The 26,448-nt window shown below is 66.4% G+C and carries 28 protein-coding genes and 3 tRNA genes; 20 read left to right on the top strand and 11 right to left on the bottom strand.

Going from position 1 to position 26,448, the window contains the following annotated elements:
* Positions 1-87: 87 nt before the first annotated feature.
* The 12 genes from ACNQS7_RS14985 to rplA all read left to right on the top strand — a co-directional run bounded on the left by ACNQS7_RS14985 (position 88) and on the right by rplA (position 5,077).
* Positions 88-303 (top strand): type II toxin-antitoxin system VapB family antitoxin, encoded by a 216-nt coding sequence (locus ACNQS7_RS14985; RefSeq protein WP_418013129.1) that lies wholly within the window; start codon positions 88-90, stop codon positions 301-303.
* Between the two features lie 97 nt (positions 304-400).
* Positions 401-473: transfer RNA gene (locus ACNQS7_RS14980), tRNA-Thr, on the top strand.
* Between the two features lie 32 nt (positions 474-505).
* Positions 506-582, top strand: a tRNA-Met gene (locus tag ACNQS7_RS14975).
* 54 nt (positions 583-636) lie between these two features.
* Positions 637-804: a 50S ribosomal protein L33 gene (gene rpmG, locus ACNQS7_RS14970; RefSeq protein WP_036352522.1), complete on the top strand. Its 168-nt coding sequence runs from the start codon at positions 637-639 to the stop codon at positions 802-804.
* A gap of 48 nt (positions 805-852) precedes the next feature.
* Positions 853-1,332, top strand: coding sequence for a (3R)-hydroxyacyl-ACP dehydratase subunit HadA (gene hadA / locus ACNQS7_RS14965; RefSeq protein WP_055578835.1), 480 nt, complete (start codon positions 853-855; stop codon positions 1,330-1,332).
* Positions 1,319-1,747, top strand: a complete 429-nt coding sequence (gene hadB, locus ACNQS7_RS14960) for a (3R)-hydroxyacyl-ACP dehydratase subunit HadB (protein WP_055578836.1) — start codon at positions 1,319-1,321, stop codon at positions 1,745-1,747. Before hadA ends, hadB begins: the two co-directional genes overlap by 14 nt.
* 3 nt (positions 1,748-1,750) lie before the next feature.
* Complete coding sequence (gene hadC / locus ACNQS7_RS14955) at positions 1,751-2,251, top strand: (3R)-hydroxyacyl-ACP dehydratase subunit HadC (protein ID WP_055578837.1); 501 nt, start codon at positions 1,751-1,753, stop codon at positions 2,249-2,251.
* Positions 2,252-2,374: 123 nt separating this feature from the next.
* Positions 2,375-2,447, top strand: a tRNA-Trp gene (locus ACNQS7_RS14950).
* 121 nt (positions 2,448-2,568) lie between these two features.
* Positions 2,569-3,030: a preprotein translocase subunit SecE gene (gene secE / locus ACNQS7_RS14945; RefSeq protein ID WP_418013128.1), complete on the top strand. Its 462-nt coding sequence runs from the start codon at positions 2,569-2,571 to the stop codon at positions 3,028-3,030.
* A gap of 31 nt (positions 3,031-3,061) precedes the next feature.
* Positions 3,062-3,781, top strand: coding sequence for a transcription termination/antitermination protein NusG (nusG, locus tag ACNQS7_RS14940; protein ID WP_055578839.1), 720 nt, complete (start codon positions 3,062-3,064; stop codon positions 3,779-3,781).
* Between the two features lie 69 nt (positions 3,782-3,850).
* Complete coding sequence (rplK, locus tag ACNQS7_RS14935; protein WP_055578840.1) at positions 3,851-4,282, top strand: 50S ribosomal protein L11; 432 nt, start codon at positions 3,851-3,853, stop codon at positions 4,280-4,282.
* An 81-nt stretch (positions 4,283-4,363) separates the two neighbouring features.
* Complete coding sequence (gene rplA, locus ACNQS7_RS14930) at positions 4,364-5,077, top strand: 50S ribosomal protein L1 (protein WP_055578841.1); 714 nt, start codon at positions 4,364-4,366, stop codon at positions 5,075-5,077.
* Between the two features lie 98 nt (positions 5,078-5,175).
* Here the strand turns inward: rplA and ACNQS7_RS14925 are convergent, their stop codons facing one another.
* The 10 genes from ACNQS7_RS14925 to ACNQS7_RS14880 all read right to left on the bottom strand — a co-directional run bounded on the left by ACNQS7_RS14925 (position 5,176) and on the right by ACNQS7_RS14880 (position 14,642).
* On the bottom strand, positions 5,176-6,384 hold the full coding sequence (locus ACNQS7_RS14925) for an RNA polymerase sigma factor (RefSeq protein ID WP_418013127.1): 1,209 nt from the start codon (positions 6,382-6,384) through the stop codon (positions 5,176-5,178).
* Positions 6,385-6,393: 9 nt separating this feature from the next.
* A complete protein-coding gene (locus ACNQS7_RS14920) occupies positions 6,394-7,092 on the bottom strand; it encodes a YciI family protein (RefSeq protein ID WP_418013126.1) in 699 nt (232 codons plus the stop codon).
* A gap of 83 nt (positions 7,093-7,175) precedes the next feature.
* Positions 7,176-8,072, bottom strand: a complete 897-nt coding sequence (mmaA4, locus tag ACNQS7_RS14915; RefSeq protein WP_418013125.1) for a hydroxymycolate synthase MmaA4 — start codon at positions 8,070-8,072, stop codon at positions 7,176-7,178.
* 141 nt (positions 8,073-8,213) lie between these two features.
* Positions 8,214-9,095, bottom strand: a complete 882-nt coding sequence (locus ACNQS7_RS14910; RefSeq protein WP_055578845.1) for a cyclopropane mycolic acid synthase family methyltransferase — start codon at positions 9,093-9,095, stop codon at positions 8,214-8,216.
* 113 nt (positions 9,096-9,208) lie between these two features.
* A complete protein-coding gene (gene mmaA2 / locus ACNQS7_RS14905) occupies positions 9,209-10,072 on the bottom strand; it encodes a cyclopropane mycolic acid synthase MmaA2 (protein WP_418013124.1) in 864 nt (287 codons plus the stop codon).
* 142 nt (positions 10,073-10,214) lie between these two features.
* Positions 10,215-11,075, bottom strand: a complete 861-nt coding sequence (locus tag ACNQS7_RS14900; RefSeq protein WP_055578847.1) for a cyclopropane mycolic acid synthase family methyltransferase — start codon at positions 11,073-11,075, stop codon at positions 10,215-10,217.
* 87 nt (positions 11,076-11,162) lie between these two features.
* Positions 11,163-12,068, bottom strand: a complete 906-nt coding sequence (locus ACNQS7_RS14895) for an alpha/beta hydrolase (RefSeq protein ID WP_418013123.1) — start codon at positions 12,066-12,068, stop codon at positions 11,163-11,165.
* 4 nt (positions 12,069-12,072) lie between these two features.
* Positions 12,073-13,428, bottom strand: a complete 1,356-nt coding sequence (locus ACNQS7_RS14890) for an ABC1 kinase family protein (RefSeq protein ID WP_418013122.1) — start codon at positions 13,426-13,428, stop codon at positions 12,073-12,075.
* 96 nt (positions 13,429-13,524) lie between these two features.
* The gene (locus ACNQS7_RS14885) at positions 13,525-14,118 is read right to left on the bottom strand and encodes a DinB family protein (RefSeq protein ID WP_418013121.1); all 594 of its coding nucleotides are present in this window, start codon (positions 14,116-14,118) and stop codon (positions 13,525-13,527) included.
* A 2-nt stretch (positions 14,119-14,120) separates the two neighbouring features.
* On the bottom strand, positions 14,121-14,642 hold the full coding sequence (locus ACNQS7_RS14880; protein WP_418013120.1) for a DinB family protein: 522 nt from the start codon (positions 14,640-14,642) through the stop codon (positions 14,121-14,123).
* A 63-nt stretch (positions 14,643-14,705) separates the two neighbouring features.
* Between ACNQS7_RS14880 and ACNQS7_RS14875 the strand changes: the two genes are divergently transcribed.
* From ACNQS7_RS14875 to rplL, 6 genes are all read left to right on the top strand, one after another.
* Positions 14,706-15,665, top strand: coding sequence for a helix-turn-helix transcriptional regulator (locus tag ACNQS7_RS14875; RefSeq protein ID WP_418013119.1), 960 nt, complete (start codon positions 14,706-14,708; stop codon positions 15,663-15,665).
* Positions 15,666-15,674: 9 nt separating this feature from the next.
* On the top strand, positions 15,675-19,859 hold the full coding sequence (locus ACNQS7_RS14870) for an NEW3 domain-containing protein (RefSeq protein ID WP_418013118.1): 4,185 nt from the start codon (positions 15,675-15,677) through the stop codon (positions 19,857-19,859).
* Positions 19,856-20,473 (top strand): malonyl CoA-ACP transacylase, encoded by a 618-nt coding sequence (locus ACNQS7_RS14865; protein ID WP_418013117.1) that lies wholly within the window; start codon positions 19,856-19,858, stop codon positions 20,471-20,473. The genes ACNQS7_RS14870 and ACNQS7_RS14865 overlap by 4 nt, the downstream gene beginning before the upstream one ends.
* Complete coding sequence (locus ACNQS7_RS14860) at positions 20,473-21,396, top strand: ROK family protein (RefSeq protein ID WP_418013116.1); 924 nt, start codon at positions 20,473-20,475, stop codon at positions 21,394-21,396. The genes ACNQS7_RS14865 and ACNQS7_RS14860 overlap by 1 nt, the downstream gene beginning before the upstream one ends.
* Positions 21,397-21,673: 277 nt before the next feature.
* Positions 21,674-22,255, top strand: coding sequence for a 50S ribosomal protein L10 (rplJ, locus tag ACNQS7_RS14855; RefSeq protein ID WP_055578856.1), 582 nt, complete (start codon positions 21,674-21,676; stop codon positions 22,253-22,255).
* A gap of 44 nt (positions 22,256-22,299) precedes the next feature.
* Positions 22,300-22,692: a 50S ribosomal protein L7/L12 gene (rplL, locus tag ACNQS7_RS14850; protein ID WP_055578857.1), complete on the top strand. Its 393-nt coding sequence runs from the start codon at positions 22,300-22,302 to the stop codon at positions 22,690-22,692.
* 57 nt (positions 22,693-22,749) lie between these two features.
* Here rplL and ACNQS7_RS14845 read toward each other — a convergent pair whose 3' ends face one another.
* On the bottom strand, positions 22,750-23,451 hold the full coding sequence (locus ACNQS7_RS14845) for a TetR/AcrR family transcriptional regulator (RefSeq protein ID WP_418013115.1): 702 nt from the start codon (positions 23,449-23,451) through the stop codon (positions 22,750-22,752).
* Between the two features lie 83 nt (positions 23,452-23,534).
* On the opposite strand from ACNQS7_RS14845, the gene ACNQS7_RS14840 reads away from it, so the two are divergent.
* Both ACNQS7_RS14840 and ACNQS7_RS14835 read left to right on the top strand, forming a co-directional pair.
* Complete coding sequence (locus tag ACNQS7_RS14840; RefSeq protein WP_418013114.1) at positions 23,535-25,052, top strand: carotenoid oxygenase family protein; 1,518 nt, start codon at positions 23,535-23,537, stop codon at positions 25,050-25,052.
* A 130-nt stretch (positions 25,053-25,182) separates the two neighbouring features.
* Positions 25,183-26,187 carry an ABC transporter ATP-binding protein gene (locus ACNQS7_RS14835; RefSeq protein WP_055578859.1) on the top strand — a complete coding sequence of 335 codons (1,005 nt, stop codon included), beginning with the start codon at positions 25,183-25,185 and terminating at the stop codon, positions 26,185-26,187.
* Positions 26,188-26,448: the final 261 nt, after the last annotated feature.

The raw sequence follows: 26,448 nt of genomic DNA, 5'->3' as shown, positions 1-26,448 counted from the left end.
ATGGGGCGCGCGAAAACACCTTCGGCCTGGCCTTCTGCCTATTCCCGGTACCTATTCCTACCTGCGCCGAGTCGCTAATATCGGTTCATGTTGAAGAGGATCGAAGTCCTACTTGACATGGACTTGGTCGACGAGATCATTCGCCGTTACCACGTGGCCGGCGCGCGGGAAGCCGTCAATCTGGCCATGCGGACAATGCTCGACGAGGCCGACAACGCCGACCCCGGCTCGCATGCCGAGGATTACGACGAGTTCAGTGACCTCAGTGCCTGGTCACTGCACCGCAACAGCGACACGGGCTGACCGGCTTTTCCTGCTTGGGCCCACGTGGTTTGGAGACGTTGTGCGCCAGGCTGTACCCTCTTTTTGGCCCGCGGCAGGTCTTCGCTGTGGGTGAACGGCCCCCTTAGCTCAGTCGGTAGAGCGTTTCCATGGTAAGGAAAAGGTCAACGGTTCGATTCCGTTAGGGGGCTCGGCGGACGCCGAGCAGGTGCGCGGCCCCAGAGGCGGTGTAGCTCAGTTGGTTAGAGCGAACGACTCATAATCGTTAGGTCGCCGGTTCGAGTCCGGCCATCGCTACCACCACAGCACGACAAACGAATATAGAGACTTCGAGAGATTTGAGAGAGAACCGTCATGGCTTCCAGTACCGACGTGCGGCCGAAGATCACCTTGGCGTGCGAGGTGTGCAAGCACCGCAACTACATCACCAAGAAGAACCGCCGCAACGACCCCGACCGTCTCGAGCTGAAGAAATTCTGCCCGAACTGCGGTAAGCACCAGGGGCACCGCGAAACGCGCTGACCGCGCGCACCCCAATTACAGAGAGTCGACTAGGTAGGTTCGAGAACTGTGGCCCTGTCCGAAAAGATCCTCGGGATGCATTATCGCTACCCCGACCATTACGTGGTGGAACGGGAAAAGATCCGCGAGTACGCCACGGCGGTGCAAAACGACGAGCCGGCTTTTTTCGGTGAGGACGCGGCGGCAGAACTGGGCTACGACGGCCTGGCGGCCCCGTTGTGTTTCATCTCGGTATTCGGATACAAGGCGCAGTCTGCCTTTTTCCGGGACGCCAACATCGCGGTGACCGACCAGCAGATCGTTCAGGTTGACCAGGTTCTGAAGTTCCTCAAGCCGATCGTCGCCGGCGACAAGCTGTACTGCGACGTCCACGTGGATGCGGTGCGCGAGGCGCATGGCACCCAGATCATCGTGACCAAGAACATCATCACCAACGATGCCGGCGAGATCGTCCAGGAGACGTACACGACCCTGGCGGGCCGTGCCGGTGAAGACGGGGAAGTAGGATTTGCCGATGCCACTGCGTGAGTTCAGTTCGGTGCAGGTGGGTGACCAGCTCCCAGAGCGGACCTACCCGTTGACCCGTCAGGACCTGGTCAACTACGCCGGGGTCTCGGGTGACTTGAACCCGATCCACTGGGACGACGAGATCGCCAAGATGGTCGGGCTGGACACCGCGATCGCCCACGGCATGCTGACGATGGGTATCGGCGGCGGCTATGTCACGTCGTGGGTGGGCGACCCCGGGGCTGTGACGGAGTACAACGTGCGGTTCACCGCGGTGGTCCCGGTACCCAACGACGGCAAGGGTGCGGAGTTGGTGTTCAGCGGCCGGGTGAAGTCCGTTGACCCGGAGACCAAATCGGTGACCATCGCACTGACGGCGACGACCGGCGGCAAGAAGATCTTCGGCCGGGCTGTCGCCTCGGCGAAGCTGGCCTAGCGGATGGCTCTCAAAACAGATATCCGCGGAATGTCGTTTGTCTATCCCGACTATTTCGAGGTAGGCCGCGAACAAGTTCGCCAATTCTCCCGGTCGATCAAGTGCGACGATCGGGTCCACTACGACGAGGCTGCGGCAGCCGAATTCGGCGGCGACCGCATCGTAGCCCCGCTGACCTTCGTGACGATCCTGGCGAAACTCATCCAGGACGACTTCTTCCGCAATGTGGACGTCGGCTTCGAAACCATGCAGATCGTGCAGGTCGACCAGAAGTTCGTGTACCACGCGCCGATCCATGTCGGAGACAAGCTCTACGGCAGTCTGCGCATCGAATCGGTCAACGAGCGTTTCGGCGCCGACATCGTCATGACGAAGAACTTCTGTCACAACCAGGATGGCGTCCTGGTCCTGGAGGCCTACACCACCCTGATGGGTCACGAAGGGGACAACTCCATCCAGCTCAAATGGGACAAGGAATCGGGTCAGGTAGTCAGAACCGGGTAATTAGTATCTGGCTCCTACGTCGATGTACACTCGGACCTCGGGGTTTTCCCATTACAAGCGCGCTGTCCGTCGGTTCGCGATTGCCGAACGGGGGGCGCGCGAGTCATGTAAGCCCCGGAAAATAGGGGCGTAGCTCAACTGGCAGAGCAGCGGTCTCCAAAACCGCAGGTTGCAGGTTCAAGTCCTGTCGCCCCTGCTGACGGCGGGCCGCACGAGGAGGCGGGCCATCTGACTCGCGTGCCATGGTGGACACTGGAAAGAGTGGCCACTTTGAGCGGTACGGCACGCGAAACAGCTAGCGAACGAAGGAGCACGCGGTGAGCGACGAAGGCGACGTTGCCGACGACGCCGCAGGCGACAGCGGCGCCGTGGTGACCAAGGCGGTGGCGCGGCCGCAGCGGCCCACGGGAAAGCGTTCCCGGGTGCGCGCGGCGGAGGCCGAGGAAGGCGACGAGTCGACCGACGTCGAGGTCGCCGAGAAGGATTCGGCCAAGAAGGACGCGTCGAAGTCTTCGAAGGCGTCGAAAGCCAAATCGACGCAGAAAGACAAGGCGAAGAAGCCTAAGAAAGCCGGTTCGACCAGCTCGATGAACCCTTTCGTGTTCGTCTACACCTACCTCAAGCAGGTTGTAGCCGAGATGCGGAAGGTGATCTGGCCCAACCGCAAGCAGATGCTCACCTACACGTCGGTGGTGCTGGTCTTCCTGGCCTTCATGGTGGCGGTGGTAGGTGGAGCCGACCTGGGTCTGAGCAAGCTCGTGCTGTTGGTGTTCGGCTGAGACTTGAGAGCGATAGAGAGGACTGAGAACCGTGACGACGTTCGACGGTGACACGTCCGCGGGTGAGGCGGTCGACGTGCAAGAGGCGGACGCCCCGCAGGACGCGGTGGCGGCTCCGGCCGAAGATGTCGACCCCGCCGCTGCACTCAAGGCGGAACTGCGCAGCAAGCCCGGCGACTGGTACGTCATTCACTCCTACGCGGGCTACGAGAACAAGGTGAAAGCCAACCTCGAGACCCGGGTGCAGAACCTTGACGTCGGCGACTACATCTTCCAGGTGGAGGTCCCCACCGAAGAGGTCACCGAGATCAAGAACGGCCAGCGCAAGCAGGTCAATCGCAAGGTGCTGCCCGGTTACATCCTGGTGCGCATGGACTTGACCGACGACTCGTGGGCCGCGGTGCGCAACACCCCGGGAGTCACCGGGTTCGTCGGCGCGACATCGCGCCCGTCGTCGCTCTCGCTCGACGACGTGGTCAAGTTTCTGCTGCCCCCGGGTGCGGCGAAGAAGGCCGCCAAGGGTGCGGCAAGCACGGCCGCCGCGGCAGAGACCGGTGGGCTGGAACGCCCCGTCATCGACGTCGAGTACGAAGTCGGCGAGTCGGTGACGGTCATGGACGGACCGTTCGCGACGCTGCCGGCCACGATCAACGAGGTCAACGCCGAACAGCAGAAGCTCAAGGTGCTGGTCTCGATCTTCGGCCGGGAAACACCGGTGGAGCTGACCTTCAGCCAGGTCTCCAAGATTTAGCCCCCAGGGCATCCCAGAACTTTGCACCCCAGCACTTTGCAAGACTAGGAAGGAATGTAGGACAAACTCATGGCCCCGAAGAAGAAGAAAGTCACCGGGCTGATCAAGCTGCAGATCGTGGCCGGGCAGGCCAACCCTGCCCCGCCGGTCGGCCCGGCGCTCGGCCAGCACGGCGTCAACATCATGGAGTTCTGCAAGGCCTACAACGCCGCGACGGAAAGCCAGCGCGGTCAGGTCATCCCGGTGGAGATCACGGTCTACGAGGACCGCAGCTTCACCTTTGCGCTGAAGACCCCGCCGGCCGCCAAGCTGTTGCTCAAGGCCGCCGGTGTGCCCAAGGGGTCGGCGGAGCCGCACAAGACGAAGGTCGCGAAGGTGACCTGGGACCAGGTGCGCGAGATCGCCGAGACCAAGAAGACGGACCTGAACGCAAACGACATCGACGCGGCGGCGAAGATCATCGCCGGCACCGCCCGGTCGATGGGCATCACGGTCGAGTAGTCCGACAAAACAACCGAGAACGCGTGGGAGGGCCAGCTTCGGCCCGCCAACCACGAACCCAACACCAGATTGGATTGAGCAATGAGCAAAACCAGCAAGGCATACCGCGCCGCCGCCGAGAAGGTGGACCGCAACAACCTCTACACCCCGTTGCAGGCCGCCCGGCTCGCCAAGGAGACGTCGTCGACTAAGCAGGACGCGACCGTCGAGGTGGCGATCCGGCTCGGCGTCGACCCGCGCAAGGCCGACCAGATGGTCCGCGGCACGGTCAACCTGCCGCACGGCACGGGTAAGACCGCCCGGGTGGCCGTCTTCGCCGTCGGTGAGAAGGCCGACGCCGCCGTCGCCGCCGGAGCCGATGTCGTCGGCAGCGACGACCTGATCGAGAAGATCCAGGGCGGCTTCCTGGACTTCGATGCCGCCATCGCGACTCCCGACCAGATGGCCAAGGTGGGCCGGATCGCCCGCGTGCTGGGTCCGCGCGGCCTGATGCCGAACCCCAAGACCGGCACCGTCACCCCGGATGTCGCCAAGGCCGTCGCCGACATCAAGGGCGGCAAGATCAACTTCCGTGTCGACAAGCAGGCCAACCTGCACTTCGTGATCGGCAAGGCATCGTTCGACGAGAAGAAGCTTGCGGAGAACTACGGCGCCGCGCTCGACGAGGTGCTGCGGCACAAGCCGTCGTCGTCCAAGGGCCGCTACCTGAAGAAGGTCACGGTGTCGACGACGACCGGCCCGGGCATCCCGGTCGACCCGTCGGTCACCCGCAATTTCACCGCCGAGGCGGAGTAAGCGGCGCCTTCGGCTGCGCGAGCAGACACAAAATCGCCCTGGTGCACGCGTTCCAGGGCGATTTTGTGTCTGCTCGCGGGGAGGGCCGGGCAGTGGATCTAGCCGCCGCATTCGGTGACGCGCCGCCGCAGGAAGGCGCGGCCTGGCTCAGAAGCGTTGCCCTCCAGTGCCTTTCGATACCATACGACGGCTTCGGCGCGGCGCCCTGCCCGCCGCAAAAGGTCGGCTCGCACCGACGCGACGAGATTCGAGTGCGCCAGCCGCGGGTCATGGGCCACCTTGTCCAGGGCTGCGAGGCCCACATCCGGGCCGTCGCGAAAGCCGACCGCCAGCGCGCGGTTGGCTCTCACCACCGGCGAGTCGGTCAACTGCAGCAACCGGTCGTAAGCCACGCAGATCGCGGTCCAGTCGGTCTGGTCCCAGGACGGTGCCGTCGCATGGATGGCGGCGATCACGGCTTGCGGCAGATATGGACCGGTCGATCCCTGCGCCTGTCGTAATCGATTGAGGCCGCGGCTGATCCGGTCGCGGTCCCAGCGGTGACGGTCCTGCTCGTCCAGCGGCACCAGCGCCCCGGCGGCGTCCAGCCGTGTTGCCCGCCGCGAGTCATGCAGCAGTACCAGGGCCGCCAGGGCGTGTGCCTCGGGATGCGGCATCAGGGCACACAGCTCACCGGCCAGCCGCACCCCTTCGTCACACAACTCGTCGCGGATGGCCGACGGGCCGGCTGTGGACCAATAGCCCTCGGTGAACACCGAGTAGATGCAGCTCAGTATGTGCGGTGTGCGTTCGGGCAGCAACTCGGCGGGCGGAACCCGCAGCGGAATGTTCGCGTGCCGAATCTTGTACTTGGCCCGGGTGATTCGCTGCCCGATCGCTGCCTCGGTCTGCAACAGTGCGCGGGCGATCTCGGCGACCGTCAACCCGGATACCAGCCGCAGCGTGAGCGCCAGTTGCGAGCGGCGGTCCAGTGCCGGGTGCGCGCAGGTGAACATCATCCGCAGTTCGTCGTCGCGAACCGGATGCAACACCGCGTCGTCGGTGCGGATATCGTCCACGAAAGCCGCCAATTCCTTTCCGGGACGGATGGATTCGCGGCGTAGCCGATCACGGGCACGATTGCGCGCGACCGTGATCAGCCATGCGCCGGGGCGATCGGGTACGCCATCGCGCTCCCAGGTGCGCAGCGCCTCGGCGCACGCCTCCTGGACGGCGTCCTCGGCGATGGTGAGGTCGCCCGACCATCGTGCGATGGCGGCGACGGCAGGTCCCCATTCATGCCGAAAGACGCCGTCCAGATCGGTCATCCGACGTGGCTACAGTCCCGAGATACCGGCCAGTTGCCGGAGCTGCACCATGGACGCGGGAATCATCGAGGCCACCTTGACGGCTTCGTCACGGTCGCCGGCGCTCAGCACATAGAAGCCGTTGGCGACTTCCGCGGCTTCGGCGTAGGGACCGTCGGTGACAATGACCTCGCCGTCGCGGACCCGCACGGTCGTCGCGGTCGAACGATCGTGCAACGCGGCGCCGCCGACGATGTGATCGCCTGCGGCGGCGGCGAACTCGACGTGGCGTGCAGCCACCGCATCCCACTCCGGAGTGTGCGGCGTGTGGGTGGTTCCGGGCGGCTCCAACAGCAGCGCGAGCCAGCCGGTGCCGCTGGGTTTGGGAGACGGTTCGATCGCGTGGACGGTGGGCCGCACCTCTACCGCACCGTGCTTGGCGACCGGAATGTCACGGGCGAAGGCGAGGGCTTCGTCGAGGTTTTCGGCTTCGAAAAGGTAGTACCCGCACGCTACTTCGGCGCCTTCGGCGAACGGTCCGTCGGTGATGACCGGCTCGTCCGGGCCGCCGTCGATCCGTACGCCGGCGGCCGCGGGAAGCAGGGCATCACCGGCCCGGATAGCCGCGGCCGCGGCGCGGTGAAAGCCCTGGTAGGCCTCCATCTCGGCAGCACGTTCCGAGGGCGTCAAGTCGCGCTCGTGACTGATCAGCAAAGCGAAATACTGCATTCGTCGTCTCCTCCCGTAGCGAGCGGAGCCCGGTGCTCCACTCTCTACCGGTTCGACGAACGGTGCACGCCCGATCCGACCAACTAGGCGGCTGCCCCCGGCTTGAGATAGGTCACCAGGCTCACGTCGAGCATCTCGTCGTCGAAGTAGTGCTCGCAGCCGCGCAGGTACTTCATGTACCGCTCGTAGACCTCGAGCGAGGTGACCTCGATGGCCTTCTCCTTGTTGGACTCCAGGGTGTCGCCCCAGATGTGCAAGGTCTTGATGTAGTGCGGGCGCAGCGAAAGTGGTTCGGGGACGACAAACCCGGCCTTTTCGCCGTGCTCCACCATCATCTCCGTGGACGGCAGGCGGCCACCGGGGAAGATCTCGGTCACGATGAACTTGATGAAGCGGACCGTCTCGAAGGTGATCCGCTTCCCCCGCGCCGCCATCTCATACGGGTGGTAGCTGACGCTGCTCTGGATGGTCATCCGGCCGTCGTCGGGCATGACGTCGAAACACCGCTTGAAGAAGTCGTCATAGTTCTCGTGCCCGAAGTGCTCGAAGGCCTCGATGGAGACGATCCGGTCGACCGGCTCGTTGAAATCCTCCCAGCCGTGCAGGAGGACCCGTCGGGAGCGGTCGGTGTCGATCGCGTCCAGCACCTGCTGCGAGCGGGCGTGCTGGTTCTTGGACAGGGTGAGGCCGATGACGTTGACGTCGTACTTCTCCACGGCGCGCTTCATTGTGGTGCCCCAGCCGCAGCCGACGTCGAGCAACGTCATTCCCGGCTTGAGGTCCAGCTGGTCGAGGTTCAGGTCGATCTTCGCGATCTGGGCTTCCTCGAGCGAAATGTCCCACGGGTCGAAGTAGGCGCAGCTGTAGGTCCGGGTCGGATCCTGGAACAGCGCGAAGAAATCATCGGAGACGTCGTAGTGCGCCTGAATGTCTTCGAACTGCGTCGCCTTCGTCATGGCACCGGTCGGTTTGTCGGCCATTGCTGTGGTGTTCTCCTGAATAAGTGGCACTAGCTGGTCGTCCGCGCGGGCCCAGACCTCTGACGTGCAACACTACCCGATCCGGTGGTCCCGGCTAACCGGCCGAGGGTTGCCTCGGTGCCCGTCGAGGCCCGCGTAAGTCTATTTCTGCAACGTGAAGTGGTGGCAGTCGATGTACCCGATCCGGAAGCACTCGGCGGTACCGGTCAAGTACTTCATGTAGCGCTCATAGATCTCTTCGGACTGAATCCTGATCGCCTCGTCCTTATGGGCCAGGAGCGCTTCGGCCCAGAAGTCGAGGGTCCTGGCGAAGTGCAGCTGTAGCGACTCGACATGCGAGACGGTGAAACCGGCTCTCGTGGCGTGGTCGTGCACCTTCTCGATAGACGGCAGCCGGCCGCCCGGAAAGATCTCCGTCACGATGAACTTGATGAACCGGGCCATCTCGAACGTCACCGGCATGCCGCGCTCGACGATCTGGCCTCCGGTCAACCCGGTGATCGAGTGCAGCAGCATCCTCCCGTCGTCGGGCAGGGCTTCGAAGACGAACTTGAAGAAGTCGTCGTAGCGCTGGAAGCCGAAGTGCTCCAGGGCCTCGATGGTGATGATGCGGTCCACCGGCTCGTTGAACTCGGCCCAGTCGCTCAGCAGAACCCGGTGCGAACGGTTCGTGTCGACCTCGCCCAGCAGCCGCTCGCAGTAGGCGTGCTGGTTTTTGGACAGGGTCACGCCGATGACGTTCACGTCGTATTTCTCGAGGGCGCGCTTCATCGTCGAACCCCAGCCGCAACCCACATCGAGCAGGGTCATACCCGGCTCCAGCCCCAGTTTGCCCAGCGCCAGGTCCAGCTTGGCGATCTGGGCTTCCTCGAGGGTCATGTCGTCGCGCTCGAAGTAGGCGCAGCTGTAAGTCCGGGTTGGATCCGTGAACAGCTCGAAGAATTCGTTGGAGATGTCGTAGTGCGCCTGGACGTCGTCGTTGTTCTCTCGCCGGCTCCTGGCTCGAGTTAGGTTGTTAGACATGTGTCCTCCCGATGGGACAGGCCCACCCCCCGCGAGGTGATCATCTCCGGGACCCTACACGCGTGGGGACGCGTCGCCCGCATTTGAACTCACCGATGCCGGGATTATTTCCCCTACTTCTCCAGGGTGAACTGGTTGACGTCGATGTAGCCGGTCCGGAACGAGTCCGCGCACCCGGTCAGGTACTTCATGTAGCGCTCGTAGACCTCTTCGGACTGGATCTCGATCGCCTCGCCCTTGCGCGATTCCAGGGCCGCGGCCCACAGGTCGAGCGTGCGGGCGTAGTGCGGCTGCAGCGATTGGCGCCGGGTCAGGGTGAACCCGCCCTTCGCGGAGTGTTCCTCCACCTTCTCGATCGACGGCAGCCGGCCGCCCGGGAAGATCTCGGTCATGATGAACTTGGCGAAGCGGGCGCCCTCGAAGGTCAACGGCATCCCGCGCTCGGCCATCTGCGTACCGGTCAGGGCAGTGATGGTGTGCAGCAGCATCACGCCGTCGGCTGGCAGCACCCGGTGCGCCAGCGCGAAGAAGTCGTCGTAGCGGTCGAAGCCGAAGTGCTCGAACGCGCCGATCGAGACGATGCGGTCGACGGGCTCGTCGAACTGCTCCCAGCCTTCCAGGAGCACGCGCCGGGTGCGCTCGGTGTCCATCTCGTCGAACGACTTCTGCACGTGCGCAGCCTGGTTCTTGGACAGGGTCAGGCCGACGACGTTGACGTCGTATTTCTCGATAGCCCTGCGCATGGTGGCGCCCCAGCCGCAGCCGACGTCCAGCAGCGTCATTCCGGGCTGCAGGCCCAGCTTGCCCAGCGCCAGGTCGATCTTGGCGATCTGTGCCTCTTCCAGCGTCATGTCCTCGCGCTCGAAATAAGCGCAGCTGTATGTCTGGGTCGGGTCCAGAAACAACCGGAAGAAGTCGTCCGACAGGTCGTAGTGTGCCTGCACGTCGTCAAAGTGCGGCTTCAGCTTCGCAGCCATATGTATTGCCTTTCCGGACCCGAACGGGCCCACGATCGCACGCGTCGTCGCATCCCCCCGGTGCGTGCCGGAAGGATGTTATCCGACGCGCCGCGCCATTTCTAAACCGCGACAGCGTCTGCGCTGTTCAGCGGCATTTTTGTTATTTAGTCAGCGTGTATTGCGCGACGTTCGACAGGCCCTTTCGGAACAAGTTTGCGCAGCCGGTCAAATACCGCATGAAACGGTCGTAGACCTCTTGTGACTGGATGGCGATCGCCTGCTCGCGATTGGCCTCCAGATTGGCTGCCCACATGTCCAGGGTGCGCGCGTAATGCGGTTGCAGATATTGAATTTCACCGACCGAGAATCCGCTGTTCTTCGCATTGTCGATGATGTCGACCTCGCCGCACATGCCGCCGCCGGGGAAGATCTCGGTGGCCAGGAACCGGAAGAAGCGCAGATCGCTCATCGTTACGGTGATGCCGTGGTCGCGCCAGTAGGTCTGCTCGTGGGTGAAGATGCTGTGCAGCAGCATCGAGCCGTCACTGGGCAGGATCTCGTAGGAGCGGTCGAAGAACGCGGGCCAGCGCTCCTTCTTGAAGGCGTCGAAGGCCTCGAAGCTGACGATCCGGTCGACCTTCTCGTTGAACTCCTCCCAGCCCTGCAGGCGCGCCTCGGCGCGCCGGGTGGTGGGGATCGCCGCCAGCCGGGCCTTGCTGCGCAGGTAGTGATTGCGGCTGAGGGTGATGCCTATGACGTTGACGTCGTACTTCTCGAGAGCCCGCACCACCGCACCGCCCCATCCGCAGCCGACGTCGAGCAGCGTCATGCCCGGTTCCAGGTTCAGCTTGTTCAGGGCCAGATCCAGCTTCGCCAACTGCGCTTCTTCGAGGGTCATGTCGTCGCGCTCGAAGTAGGCGCACGTGTACACCATGTTGGGGTCCAGGAACAGCGCGAAGAAGTCGTCCGAAATGTCGTACGTCGCTTGCGACTCTTCGTAATACGGTCTCAGTTCGGCCATATCGGACCACCTCCAGCGCACACCATTGCGTCTCTCGTATTTGCGTGACACCCCTCGCCGGGCACCACGGAGCCGTCGGCTATCGGCTTAACCGGCGGCATCGAAGTTGCTAGTCAGCTCACCAATGACGCGACTCCACAACTGCTTGGGCAGATCATGTCCCATACCGTCGACCAACACCAATCGGGCACCGTTGATCGCCTTTGCGACCGCCCGGCCGCCGAAGGGGCGCATAAGTTTATCCGCTGTGCCGTGGATTACGACAGTCGGGGCGGTGATGCGCCGGTCGTAGTGCAGCAGGCTGCCGCTGCCCATAATGGCGCTGAACTGCTGGGAAATGCCCCACGGGTGGTAGTTCCGGTCATAGGCTTCGGCGGCCTCGGCCCGCATCTGCTCCTCCGGCGTCGGGTATTGCGGGCTGCCGATGATCTTGGAGACCCGGACGGAATTGTCGATGATCACCTCGCGCGGTGAACTGGGTGCCGGGCCCTTGATCAGTGACAGCAGCGCGCGCGGCGCCGGCGGCGGCAGGAAGCGGTGGTTATTGCTGGAGAAGATCACCGCCAGCGTCTGGGTGCGGTGCGCGTGCTTCGCGGCGAAGACCTGCGCGATCATGCCGCCCATCGATGCCCCGACGATGTGGGCCCCGTCGATGTCGAGGTGATCGAGCAGGGCCGCGGCGTCATCGGCCATGTCTTCCAACTTGTACGCCGAGCGGCTGGGCAACCCCAGGAACGAGCGCGCCATCCGCGTCGCCAGAGGCTGAGGGTCCCGGTGCCGCTCGGTCTTGCTGGACAGCCCGACGTCCCGGTTGTCGTAGCGGATCACTCGCAGGCCCCGGCGCACGAGCTGCTCGCAGAACTCGGTCCGCCACAGCAGCATCTGGGCGCCCAGGCCCATGATGAGCAGCACCGGCGGATGATCGGGGTCACCCATGTCCTCGTAGTACAGCTTCAGATCACCCGATACCGCGGTGCCACTGCGAACTTCCACTTACCTACACCTCGTTGGTTTGCGGGTTGGATTGGTGCTCGCGGCTGACCTCGACCATGAAATTGGCGAAGTACCCGGTGAGCTGCGGGTCCGACATCATCTGCCACTTGGGGGCCAGCAGTTTCATGTAGCGCTCGACGTAGAGGAACTGTTTGCCGATCAGCACCAGCTCCCGGGGCAGCTTGACGTCGTAGGCGTCGGCCAGCGCCGAAAGCTGGCGGCCGATGTCGGCGTAGGACATGTCGCCGAGGGATTGCATGGTCAGCGGAGTCGCGAACTTCTCCAAGTCCTTGGCCGCCTCAGCCTCCGGCTTCATGGTCCCGACGGCGCCCATCAGCACCACGATCTTGCCCGCGGCGGCGTGGTCCTTCTTGACCAGCAGGGCGTATACCAGTTCGCGCAGCAGCCAACGGGTGCGCGGATCGATGCGGCCCATGATCCCGAAGTCGAAGAACACGATGCGGCCCTCGTCGTCGACATAGAGGTTGCCCGCGTGCAGGTCGCCGTGGAATAGCCCGTGCCGCAGCCCGCCTTCGAAAACGCTGAAAAGCAGCGCCTTCACGAGCTCGGTGCCGTCGAATCCCGCCTTGCGGATGGCGGCGACGTTGTCGATGCGGATGCCCTGGATCCGCTCCATCGTCAGGACCCGCTCACTGGTGAAGTTCCAGTGCACCTGCGGGACGCGGATGTTCTTGCCCAGCGGAGACGCATGCAGGTGGGAGACCCAGGCGTCCATGGACTGCGCTTCGAGCCGGAAGTCCAGCTCCTCGGCGAGGTTGTCAGAGAAGTCGGCGACCACGTCCTGCGCGGACAGCCGGCGGCCCAGCTTCGCCAGCTCGACGGCCTGAGCGAAGCGCTGGAGGATCTGCAGGTCGGCAGCGACCCGGCGGCGGATGCCCGGTCGCTGGATTTTGACGACGACGTCCTCGCCGGTCTTCAGCGTCGCGTAGTGCACCTGTGCGATCGATGCGGAGGCGAAGGGTGTCTCTTCGAAGGTTGCGAACAGGTTGGCCGGCTCGTCGCCGAGTTCCTCGATAAAGAGTTTGTGCACCTCATCGGTGTCGGCGGCCGGCACCCGGTCCAGCAGACCGCGGAATTCGCGGGACAGCGATTCGCCGAATGCGCCGGGGCTGGACGCGATGATCTGTCCGAATTTCACGTACGTCGGGCCCAGGTCGGCGAAGGTCTGGGGAATTTCTTTGATGACCTTCTGTTGCCAGGGGCCCCTGCCGGCGAGCTTGCTGAGTACACGAGCGGCGGTGCGGGTGACCTGCCAACCGGTGACAGCTACCCGGGCCGCCTCGACCGGTAGCGGCACCCGGTCGAGCTTGGCCACATCGCGGTGTTTAGTGGAACTCATTTCTGCAGTGTGCCAAATCGGTGCAGTCGAATCACAATTTGCGTGAGCCGCCTCACCCGACGCAAAAGCGCGGCGAACGATGGATTGTGTGACGGCCTATCGGGGTTGCCAGGGCGTCAGCCAGGGTTCCGGCTGCCAATTCTCCTGGCCTGCGATCAATTCGTACATGGTGGCCCCGTCGATGCTTTCCCGCACGATGTCGGCATGTCCGGCATGGCGGGCCAGTTCGTTGATCACGTGCAGGAAGACCCAGCGCACCGACCAGGCGTCGACGTCCTTGGGAAACCAGGGGGCATCGCGCGGGACCGGCACCGCGGCGTCGAGGTCGGCGGTGTCGACCAGTCGTAGCGATTCGGCGTTCTGAGCGGCGAACGCATCGAGGATCCCCGCGAGGGTTTCGCCGGGATGCATCACGAATTCGTCCGCGTACTGCGCGGAGCGGTCCCCGAACGGTCGGGTGTCCTTCGGCGGCGCGTCCGGTGCGGCAGCCACTCTGGCCATCCATATCCGCTGCATACCGGTGACGTGCTTGATCAGGCCGCCGATCGACAGCGCACTGGCCGACGGAGCCGATCGGGCCTGTTCGTCGGTGAGACCGTAGGACACCGCGAGATAGGCGCTCTGGTGATAGGCGAGGAACTCGCGCAGCGCGTTGCGTTCGCCGGTGACCGGAGGGGCGAGGGCGGGCATGGTCAGTCCTTTCGGGTGTGCAGGTAAAGGTCGCGCAGACAGGCGATTTCAGCGCCGTGATGGATCGCTTCCCGGTTGATGTGCAGGATCAGTTCGCTCAGCGCGTACTCGGCGTAGGGGCCTTCGGCCGGGCCGCACGGCCGGTTCAGGTCGGTGTCCGACAAGGCTCGTACCCCGGTGATCCACACCGAGTACTCCTCGTCGAGTTGCCGCAGCGCCGTCTCGGCGTCGGTGGCGTAGCGCCAACTCTGGTAGTCGGCGGGCCGGCCGCCGAAGTGATGATGGTTGCGCATGGCGAACACCCCGACGATGACATGAGCCAGCCGCCACGCGACGGTGGTGAACGGCGTCGGGCTGGGGCTGGGATACGCGAAATCCACCGAACCGTCCGGATGCACGGTCCAGCAGTCGGGCACCGGCTGCCAGAAGTACTCGTCGTCGGTCAACCCGTCCAGGCGGGGTCGCAGTTGTGCGTGCCAGTGCCAGTCGAGCTGGTCGGCCAGTTGAGTCCCTAGATCTGCCACGTCTGTGAGCCTTGCAGCAATACCGGACGGTTTCGGTCCTAAAAGTGGGGCAGACTTGCTGTCATGTCGGCGACGACGAGCCGGGTGCTGCAGCTGCTGGGTCTGCTGCAGTCGCGTCGGGTGTGGACTGGTGAAGAACTGGCCCGGCAGCTGTCGGTGACCGGCCGCAGTGTGCGGCGCGATGTCGAGCGACTGCGAGAGTTGGGTTATCCCGTGGAGGCGAGCAAGGGTTCCGGTGGGGGCTACCGGCTCGGCGCCGGCGCGGCGTTGCCGCCGCTGCTGCTCGATCCCGAGGAGGCGGTGGCCGTGGCGGTGTGTCTGCGGCTGGCGGCGGGCGGCAGTGTGGCGGGGGTCGGTGAATCTGCGTTGCGCGCGCTCAGCAAGCTGGATCAGGTACTCCCGGCCCGGCTGCGCTCGCAGGTGACCGCGCTGCACGAGGCGACCGTCACGTTGACGCCCGACGCGGTGGACTCGCCGGTGGAGCCGGACACGCTGATGACGCTGGCCAGGGCGTGCCGGGATCACGAGCACGTCACCACCGACTACACCGCCCGTGACGGCGCCCCCAGCCGGCGTCGCCTGGAGCCCTATCAACTGGTCACCACCGGCCGGCGGTGGTACCTGCTGGCCTACGACCGCGACCGGACCGACTGGCGCACGCTGCGCCTGGACCGGATGAGCGCGACGCGTGCGGCGGGCAGCACCTTCGTCCCACGGCGCGCGCCGGATGCACGCGAATTCCTTCGCCACGCCATCAGCGCCGCGCCCTACCGCTACGTGGCCCGGGTGCGTTACCAGCTGCCGGCGTCCGTCGTCGCGCGCCACTTCCCGCCGCAGTCGATGACCGTCGAAGCCGACGGAGACCAGGCCTGCGTGGTGACGGCGGGCGGCGACGATCCGCAGCGGATGGTGTTGCACTTCGCGATGGTGGGCGCCGAGTTCCAGGTGTTGGAGCCCCCTGAGGTGCAGGAGGCGGCAGGCGCGGTGGGCAATCGTCTTCGTCGCGCCGGAGCGGCACCGTAAGGTGCGGTCATGCAACTGGTTTCGGCGGCATCGACCGAGCTGTTCGTGGGCCCGCCGGACCAGCCGCAGCAGCTGGTTCGAGTCAGCGTCGCCGGATGCGCTGAGCCGACCGCGCTGCGCATCGACGGTGACGGCCTGCGCGGCGAGGCCGTTGTCAGCGCCGGTCAAGAGGTCGTCGAGGTCGCGGTCTCGGTGGACCGGCCGGCGATTGGGGAGCGGCTGCCCGCCCGGGTGAGCGCCGCCGGAGACGCCCTGACTTTCGACTTCGTGGTGGCCGAACCTGGCTGGACGATGTTCATGGTCAGCCACTTCCACTACGACCCCGTCTGGTGGAACACCCAGGCCGCTTACACCAGCGAATGGCATGAAGACCCGCCCGGGCGCGCCCGTCAGACCAATGGCTTCGAATTGGTGCACGCTCATCTGGAGATGGCCCGGCGCGAACCTGAGTACAAATTCGTGCTCGCCGAAGTCGACTACCTCAAGCCGTACTGGGACACTCGCCCCGAGGACCGTGCCGACCTGCGGCGGTTCCTGGCCCAGGGCCGGCTGGAAGTGATGGGTGGCACCTACAACGAGCCCAACACCAACCTCACCGGCCCCGAGACGACAATCCGCAACCTTGTGCACGGCATCGGTTTTCAGCGCGATGTGCTGGGCGCCGACCCGGCGACCGCCTGGCAGCTCGACGTCTTCGGGCACGACCCGCAATTTCCCGGGATGGCCGCCGACGCCGGCCTGACCTCGAGTTCCTGGGCCCGCGGGCCGCACCACCAGTGGGGCCCGGCTTCGGGTGGCTCCGAGGGTGGTGGTGTGGACCGGATGCAGTTCTCCAGCGAGTTCGAGTGGATCTCGCCGTCCGGCCGGGGCCTGCTCACCCACTACATGCCCGCGCACTACTCGGCCGGCTGGTGGATGGACTCATCGACCACGCTCACCGAAGCCGAGGAAGCCACCTACGCGCTCTTCGACCAGCTGAAAAAGGTGGCGCTGACCCGCAACGTGCTGCTGCCGGTCGGCACCGACTACACACCTCCGAACAAATGGGTCACCGAGATCCACCGCGACTGGGCAGCGCGCTACACGTGGCCGCGGTTCGTGTGCGGGTTGCCGCGGGAGTTCTTCGCGGCGGTGCGGGCCGAACTGGCCGAACGCGCGGCGGTCGCGTCGCCGCAAACCCGCGACATGAACCCGATCTACACCGGCAAGGACGTGTCGTACATCGACACCAAGCAGGCCAACCGCGCGGCCGAGAACGCGGTGCTGGACGCCGAGCGTTTCGCGGTTTTCGCCGGTGTGCTGACCGGGGCGCAGTACCCGCAGGCAGCCTTTGCCAAAGCGTGGGTGCAGCTGGCGTACGGCGCGCACCACGACGCCATCACCGGGTCGGAGTCCGACCAGGTGTATCTCGATCTGCTGACGGGCTGGCGGGACGCGTGGGAGCTGGGCGGCACCTGCCGCGACAATGCGCTGCGGCTGCTGTCCGGTCTGGCGGCGACCGCGGACCACTCGGTGGTGGTGTGGAACTCCCTGACCTCGCTGCGCGACGACGTGGTCACGGTCCGGCTGGACTCGCCGCCGGGCGCGGGCGTGCGGGTACTGGACTCCGACGGCGCGGAGGTGCCCGCCCATGTCGAGCACGACGGAAGGTCGGTGACCTGGCTGGCCCGTGACGTGCCCTCGCTGGGATGGCGGACCTATCGGCTGGTCCCGTCCGACCACGCAACGGGGTGGCAGCCGGCTGCCGGGACGCAGATCGTCAACGAGTTCTACCGGCTCACCGTCGACCCGCACCGCGGCGGTGCGGTGGCGTCGTTGATCCGTGCCGGCCGGGAGTTGATCGCCCCAGGCCGAGTGGGCAACGAGCTCACGGTCTACGAGGAATACGCCTCGCACCCGACCCAGGGCGAGGGTCCTTGGCATCTGCTCCCGCACGGGCCGGTGGTGTGCAGCTCGGAATCTTCGGCAACCGTGCAGGCGTGCCGTGGCCCCCTCGGTGAGCGGCTGGTGGTTCGCGGCCGCATCGGCGACATGCTGCGCTACACCCAGACCCTGACGTTGTGGCGCGGCACCGACCGCCTCGACTGCCGCACCACCATCGACGATTTCGTCGGGGAAGACCGGCTGGTGCGGCTGCGCTGGCCGTGCCCGGTACCTGGAGCCATGCCGGTCAGCGAGGTGGGGGACGCCGTCGTCGGGCGCGGGTTCGCGTTACTGCATGACGGCGATCGGGCGGTGGACACCGCCGAGCACCTGTGGACGCTGGACAACCCGGCGTACGGCTGGTTCGGGTTGTCCTCGGCGGCCCGGGTCCGACTGGGCAGCGACACCCGGGCGATATCGGTGGCCGAGGTCGTGGTGCCGTCGGAGCCGGCGGCCGGCCCGCTGGCCCGCGACCTGATGGTCGCACTGGTCCGTGCCGGGGTGACGGCCACCTGCAGCGGCGCCGAGAAGCCGCGGTACGGCCACCTCGACGTCGACTCGAACCTGCCGGACGCCCGCATTGCGCTGGGCGGGCCCGCCCGCAACGCGTTCACCAACGAGGTGCTCGCCGGCGCCGACCCGGTCTACACCGCCGAACTCGAGCGGCAGTTGGCTCAGACGGGTCAGGCGCGGGTGTGGGTGCCGGCGGCGACGCAGCTGGTGGCCGTCTGGGTGCCCGACGCCGACCTGCGAGCCTGCGACGCGGTGCCGGTGCTGATCATCGACGGCAGGGGCGCCCGGAACCTCACCGCCGCGATCGCGACGCTCGCCACAGACCTCGGCGACGCGGAAGTCGTTGTCCAGCAGCAGGTTCCGTCGGACGCAGACGCTTTCGACGACTACACCGTCGCCCTGCTCAACCGCGGCGTGCCGAGCTTCGCCGTCGAAACGGACGGCACGCTGCATACGGCGCTGATGCGGTCGTGCACCGGATGGCCATCGGGAACCTGGATCGACGAACCGCGCCGAACCGCGCCCGACGGTTCCAACTTCCAGCTCCAGCACTGGACGCACGATTTCGACTATGCGCTCATCTGCGGCGAGGGTGACTGGCGGGAAAACAGACTCCCGGCCCGCAGCGCCCAGTTCTCCAATCCACTGCTCGCGGTCACCCCATCAGAGCGGCACGGCGTGCTGCCGCCCGCCGGATCGCTGCTCACCGTCGAGCCGGCCGACTCGGTGCAACTGGGCGCGTTGAAAGCCGCCGGCAACCCACTGGCGGCCGGGAGCGCACAGCCCGTCGCACCCGGTGACGTCGCGCTGCGACTCGTGGAATCCACCGGCGCGGCCGCGCGGGCCGTCGTCGGGTCGGACCTGGGCAGGCTGCGTGGGCTCGCGCAGGCGAACCTGCTGGAGGAACCCGAACGCCGCAGACGCCTCATCGATCTGCACGGGTATCAGGTGGCGACCGTGCTGGCGCGCCTCGACATCGCCGAATTCCGCAACGACCCGGCCCCGCTGGCCCCGGACGCCGAACCCGCCCAGCCCCTCTACGCACGGTATTGGCTGCACAACCGCGGTCCCGCGCCGCTGGGTGGGTTGCCGGTGGTCGCCCACCTGCATCCCCAGCAGGTCAGTGTCGATGCCGGTGTTGATCTGCGCGAGGTGACGTTGCGCTTGACTGTGGCCAGCGACTGCACCGACGCCGAACTCGATGGTGTGGTCGAGGTGGTGTATCCGGACGGCTGGTCGGTCGCCCCGGTTGAGTTGCCGTTCACGCTGGCCGCCGGAGCGCATCTGGAAACCGATGTCGTCCTGGGGATCCCGGGCCACGCCCCGGCCGGGCGATACCCGGTGCGCGCCCAGCTTCGGGTCACCGGCGCGGACGTGCCGGTTGCCTGGCAGCAGGTGGTCGAGGATGTCGCGTTCGTCGACATCGATGCGCAGGCCGCCGATTTCGTCTACCTCGTTGAGGACCCCGCTGATGTCGTGGTGGGCGCCGGTGCCGTGGCCCGCCTGTCGGTGACGATCGGCAGCCGCGCGTATGCCGACCTGGCTCTCGAAGCACACCTGATCAGCCCCTGGGGAACGTGGGAGTGGATTGGCCCGGCAGTCCAGGGCGCCGAGCTGCCCGCGCAGGGCAGCGTCGAACTCGCCTTCGATGTCAGCCCGCCGGCCTGGCTGGACCCGGGGCAGTGGTGGGCGCTGATCCGGGTCGGCTGCGCGGGCCGACTCATCTATTCGCCGGCGGTGAAAGTGACGGTGACATGAATTCCGATTGCGCGGCGACCGTGGCCGGCGCCCCGGTGGCCGTCGCCGAGATCGACGCCCGCGAGGCGCGGTTGCGCGGCGGTCCGCAAGCGAACACCCTGCCGGCGCCGGGCACCAGCGAGGGCCGCCAACTGCGACGCTGGCTGACGCAACTGATCGTGACCGAGCGCGTGGTAGCCGCTGAGGCGGCCGCCCGCGGCCTCGACGGCGGCGGCGCTCCGGCAGCGGACGACGTGCTGCCCGATGTGACCGCCCGACTCGAGATCGGCAGCATCGCGGCGGCGGTCCTGGCCGACCCGCGGGCACGTGCACTGTTCGCCGACGTCACCGCCGCCGTCGCGATCAGCGCCGACGACGTCGCGGCCTACCACGCCCGCAACCCGCTGCGGTTCGCGCAATCGCCGGTAGGAAGCCATGGCTGGCGCGTCCCGGCGGTCGCCCAACCGCCGCTGCACGAGGTTCGGTCGACCATTCGTCAGCATCTGCTGGCGGCGGCGCGCCGGCGTGCGTTCCGCGGGTGGCTGGACGCCCGCCGGGCCGCCCTGGTACAGCTGGCACCCGGCTACGAACACCCCGGCGACCCACGCCAACCCGACAACACCCACCGACACTGATGCTCACCCTCTGCCTCGACATCGGCGGCACCAAGATCGCCGCCGGACTCGCCGACCCCGCGGCCCGCGCCGACCCCGGCCGCACGCTGGTCTACAACGCCACCTGCCCGACACCCGCCGGTGCCGGTGCCGAACAGGTCTGGGACGCGGTTGCCGCGATGGTCGCCGACGCGGTGCGCGCGGCCGGCGGAACAGTGGCCGCGGTGGGAATCGCTTCTGCCGGCCCCGTCGACCTCGCCACCGGCAGCGTGAGCCCGGTCAATATCAAGGCCTGGCGAGGGTTCCCGCTGCGCGACCGGGTGGCGGCCGCGGTGCCGGGCGTACCGGTCCGGTTAGGCGGCGACGGAGTTTGCATGGCGCTGGGTGAGCACTGGATCGGCGCGGGCCGCGGCGCCGGGTTTCTGCTCGGCATGGTCGTCTCGACCGGCGTCGGTGGCGGCCTGGTGCTCGATGGGGTGCCCTACACCGGCCGCACCGGCAACGCCGGCCACGTCGGTCACGTGGTGGTCGAACCCGAGGGGTTGCCGTGCGCGTGCGGGGGCCGCGGCTGCGTGGAGACGATTGCGTCGGGTCCCTCGATGACGCGCTGGGCGCGGGCCAATGGTTGGTCGGCGCCGCAGGGCGCCGGGGCACGGGAACTGTCCCAGGCGGCGGCGGGTGGAGATCCGGTGGCACTGCAGGCATTCGCGCGGGGCACCCGCGCGCTGGCCGCGATGATCGCCTCGGTGGGCGCGGTCTGCGACCTGGATCTGGTGGTGATAGGCGGGGGAGTGGCCAAGTCCGGTGCTCTGCTGTTCGACCCCTTGCATGCCGCCCTGGCCGACTACGCCCGGCTGGATTTCCTGACCGGCCTGCGGGTGGTGCCGGCCGAGCTCGGAGGCGACGCCGGTCTCGTCGGCGCGGCGCGCCTCGCCGGGCTGTAGGCGGCGATCGAAAGCCGTGCGCGGGTAGCAGCTTTCACTCCTGCCATGGCGCCGTTTTGGCTGATCGCGGGGGCCCGCGCTATTGTTGTGGCCGATCCACCAAAGACCGTCGGTCACCGAGCAATCGGTTGAAGGTCCGGGAACATCCCGGCGGCCCACGCAGGAGGACGAGGCAACCCAGCCGGCGCGAGCGCCGGCGCATTCCACGCCCCGGCCGCATCCTGCGCCGGGGCGTTCGTCGTTCCTCCGGTGGCCACCACACTTGTAGGAGGTATGCATGGCCAGGGCTGACAAGGCCACTGCCGTCGCAGACATCACCGAGCACTTCAAGGCTTCGACTGCCACGGTCATCACCGAGTACCGCGGTCTGTCCGTGGCCAACCTGGCCGAACTGCGCCGGTCGTTGGGGGAGTCGACCACCTATGCGGTGGCCAAGAACACCCTGATCAAGCGGGCGGCGTCCGAGGCCGGCATCGAGGGCCTCGACGAACTGTTCGCCGGCCCGACCGCGATCGCGTTCGTCACCGGTGAGCCGGTCGACGCGGCCAAGGCCCTGAAGACCTTCGCCAAAGAGCACAAGGCGCTGGTCATCAAGGGCGGTTACATGGACGGCCACGCGCTGACCGTCGCTGAGGTCGAGCGCATCGCAGACCTGGAGTCGCGCGAGGTGCTGCTGGCCAAGCTGGCCGGCGCAATGAAGGGCAACCTCGCCAAGGCTGCCGGGCTGTTCAACGCACCCGCGTCGCAGATGGCCCGCCTGCTGGCCGCCCTCCAGGAAAAGAAGGGCACCGAAGCCCCTGCCGCTTCACCGGAGCCCGCCGCCGAGGCCGCTGAGGCCACCCCCGAAGCCGCCGAATAACCCCACAAACCCGAGAAATTCAAGAAACTCAGGAGGAAAACACCATGGCAAAGATCTCCAGCGACGACCTGCTCGACGCTTTCAAGGAAATGACCCTGTTGGAGCTGTCGGACTTCGTCAAGAAGTTCGAGGAGACCTTCGAGGTCACCGCGGCCGCTCCGGTCGCCGTCGCCGCGGCCGGCGGTGGCGGTGGCGGCGCTCCGGCGGAGGCCGCCGAGGAGCAGTCGGAGTTCGACGTGATCCTCGAGGGCGCCGGTGAGAAGAAGATCGGCGTCATCAAGGTAGTGCGCGAGATCGTCTCCGGCCTGGGCCTCAAGGAGGCCAAGGACCTGGTCGACAGCGCCCCCAAGCCGCTGCTCGAGAAGGTCTCCAAGGAAGCCGCCGACGAGGCCAAGGGCAAGCTCGAGGCCGCCGGCGCCAGCGTCACCGTCAAGTAGTTCTGCCGAGCAGTCCCCCGCAAGCGGGAGGTACCCCCAGCAGAAGCCCCCTTTTCCTCACGGTTCAGGGGGCTTTTGCGTCTGCTCAGCCAGTAGGGCCAGCTGCGACCGCTTGATCAGATCGGGTGAATCGCCCAGCGCGACAAGCAGGTTCGTCGTCATTCCGGCGAGCACCGGTAGCACGGCCGAGCCGTCTTCGCCGTAGAACCCGGCCAGCTCCAGCATCACGAAACCGTGGATCAACGCCCAGAACTGGGCGGCAGTGGCCACCACCGCGGTGTCGTCTTCGGCGGTAGCTGCGGTGATCCGGCCGGCCAGCATCGACCGGTGTACGGCATGCACGACATGCGCAAAGCTGGAATCCTGCTGCTCGATCTCGTCAAGGGTGAGGGTCAGGACGTTGCCGGCCGGGGCGTTGATGCCGTGCGCGCTGGTGCTGCCGAACATCAACCGGTACATGTGCGGCCGTTCGATTGCGTAACGCCGATAGGCGGCGCCGACGGCCATCAGGTCGGCCACCGGGTCGTCGGACTCCGGCACCGTCAGTGCCGCGCCGAACTGCCGCAGACCTTCCTCCGCGACCGCGGCGATGAGTTCACGCATGCCGCCGAAGTGGGTGTAGACGGCCATCGTCGACGTTCCCGCGGCCCCGGCCACCTTGCGGGTCTGCAGGGCATCGGGTCCGTGGTCGTTGAGCAGTCCCACGGCGGCGTGCAGCAAGTCGTCGCGGACGCTGCGCGGGGTCGGGTCGGGTGTCATCTCGCCAAACAATATTGCCATCTCCCGGTCCGAAGCGTACGGTCGCAATAACGCTGAAATAACAATGTTATAGGAGCTCAGACATGACGGTGACGCAGACGGCCGAGATCCGGAACCCCTACCTCGAGGACTTCCTGGCACCGGTGAAATCCGAAGTCACCGCCACCGATCTGCGGGTCACCGGGCAGATCCCCGAGCACCTGGACGGCCGCTACCTGCGCAACGGGCCCAATCCCGCCGCGGAGGTGAACCCGGCCACCTATCACTGGTTCAGTGGCGACGGCATGGTCCACGGTGTGTCGCTGCAGGACGGGCATGCGCGCTGGTACCGCAACCGCTGGGTGCGCAGCGCATCGGTCGCGGCCAAGCTCGGCGAGCCCGCCCCGTCGCGGCTGGACCCGCGCGCTGGGCTGCTGGCCCTGGGCGCCAACACCAGCGTGCTGGCCCACGCCGGCCGCACCCTGGCGCTGGTGGAGGGCGGGGTGGCCAACTACGAGCTCACCGAGGAGCTCGACACCGTCGGGACGTGCGATTTCGACGGGACGCTGTACGGCGGCTACACCGCCCACCCGCACCGCGACCCGCACACCGGCGAACTGCACGCCGTCTCCTACTCCTTCGCCCGCGGGCGAACAGTTCAGTACTCGGTGATCGACACCCAGGGCCGGGCCCGCCGCACCGTCGACATCCGGGTCGGTGGATCGCCGATGATGCATGACTTCTCCCTCACCGACAAATACGTGGTCATCTACGACCTGCCGGTCACGTTCGACCCTGGTCAGGTGCTGCCGGTCAAGATTCCGCGCTGGCTGGGTCTGCCGGCCCAACTGGTGATGCAGTCGCTGGTGGGGAGGGTGCGGGTGCCCAGTCCGATCGCCGCCCGGCTGAACAGCAACCCGAAGCCCACCGACCGCATGCCGTATGCCTGGAACCCGTCGTATCCCGCGCGCATCGGCGTGATGCCCCGGGAAGGTTCCGACCGCGACGTGCGGTGGTTCGACATCGAACCCTGCTACGTCTACCACCCGCTCAACGCCTACTCCGAAATCCGGAACGGCACCGAATTCCTGGTCCTCGACGTGGTGAGTTACGCGCGCATGTTCGATCGCGACCGCCGCGGTCCCGGGGACACCCAGCCCATGCTGGAGCGCTGGACGATCAACCTGGCCACCGGTTCGGTGTCCACCGACCGTCGTGACGACCGGCCCCAGGAGTTCCCCCGCATCAACGAGACGCTGACGGGCGCCAGGCACCGGTTCGGCTACGCCGTCGGTGTCGACGACGGCTATCTCGCCCAGGAGCAGGGAACGCCGATGGTGACCGCCCTCTACAAGCACGACTACGCCACCGGATCCAGTGAGGTGGCCCGGCTGGACCCCGAACTTGTGATCGGCGAGATGTCATTCGTGCCCAACCCCGCAAGCAGCGGGAACGACCCTGCAGAAGACCAAGGCGTCCTGATGGGGTACGGCTATCACCGCGGCCGCGACGAGGGCCAACTGCTGCTGGTGGATGCCCAGACCTTGGAGTCGGTGGCCACCGTCCACCTGCCTCAGCGGGTGCCGATGGGATTCCACGGCAATTGGGCTCCGGCCGGCTGACGCGGCTGATCAGCACGCCCGGCAGATTGTTATCTTTGCAACCCTGATATCCCGTACCAGGCGTGCGCTACAGTGACTCAAGCCACACGGGGCCTGGTGGCGAATTTGCGCGTTGACGGAAGGATTTCCCATGGGCGTCAGCATCGAGGTCAACGGACTCACGAAGTCCTTCGGATCCTCGAGGATCTGGGAAGACGTCACGCTCGAGATCCCCTCCGGGGAGGTCAGCGTTCTCCTGGGCCCGTCGGGTACCGGCAAGTCCGTGTTCCTGAAGTCCCTGATCGGTCTGCTGCGGCCGGAGCGGGGCTCGATCATCATCGACGGCACCGACATCATCGAGTGCTCGGCCAAAGAGCTGTACGAGATCCGCACCCTGTTCGGCGTGCTGTTCCAGGACGGCGCGCTGTTCGGTTCGATGAACCTGTACGACAACACCGCGTTCCCCCTGCGCGAGCACACGAAGAAGAAGGAAAAAGAGATCCGCGACATCGTCATGGAGAAACTGACGATGGTCGGTCTCGGTGGCGACGAGAAGAAGTTCCCCGGTGAGATCTCCGGTGGTATGCGCAAGCGTGCCGGCCTGGCCCGGGCCCTGGTGCTGGACCCGCAGATCATTCTCTGCGACGAGCCGGACTCCGGTCTGGACCCGGTCCGTACGGCATACCTCAGCCAGCTGATCATGGACATCAACGCCCAGATCGACGCGACGATCCTCATCGTGACGCACAACATCAACATCGCCCGTACCGTGCCGGACAACATGGGCATGCTCTTCCGCAAGCACCTGGTCATGTTCGGCCCCCGCGAAGTGTTGCTGACCAGCGACGAGCCGGTGGTTCGGCAGTTCCTCAACGGCCGCCGCATCGGCCCGATCGGCATGTCCGAGGAGAAGGACGAGGCCACCATGGCCGAGGAGCAGGCCGCCCTGGACGCCGGTCAGCACGCCGGCGGGGTGGAGGAGATCGAGGGCGTGCCGCCGCAGATCGTGGCCTCGCCCGGCATGCCGGAGCGCAAAGCCGTCGCCCGCCGCCAGGCCCGCGTGCGCGCGATGCTGCACACGCTGCCCAAGGACGCGCAGGCGGCCATCCTCGACGACCTCGAGGGCACCCACAAGTACCAGTCGCACGAGTACTGATCCCGGGCGCTCCAAGCGCCCGGGGACCGGCTGCCCTGACTCATTGCCTCGCCGCGATTTTTGACGCCATCCGGCGGTTCGGTAAGTTGCCGCACGCTGCTGCCCCGCGCTGTTCACCTGGTGGGCGGCCGCCGCGGAATTAACCACAACTTCCCACAACTTGCCGCGTGCAGCCCTTGACGACGACGCCTAAACGGGTCAATCTGTTGGGCAGCATGTGTCGTATCTGTCCACGGGCAACTCGAGGTCGCCAGCCAGCGC

The organism is Mycobacterium sp. 23, assembly GCF_048287075.1.
Lineage (GTDB): Bacteria > Actinomycetota > Actinomycetes > Mycobacteriales > Mycobacteriaceae > Mycobacterium > Mycobacterium gordonae_B.
Note: the sequence above shows the minus strand (reverse complement) of the source record. Positions and strands in the feature narration are given on the sequence as shown.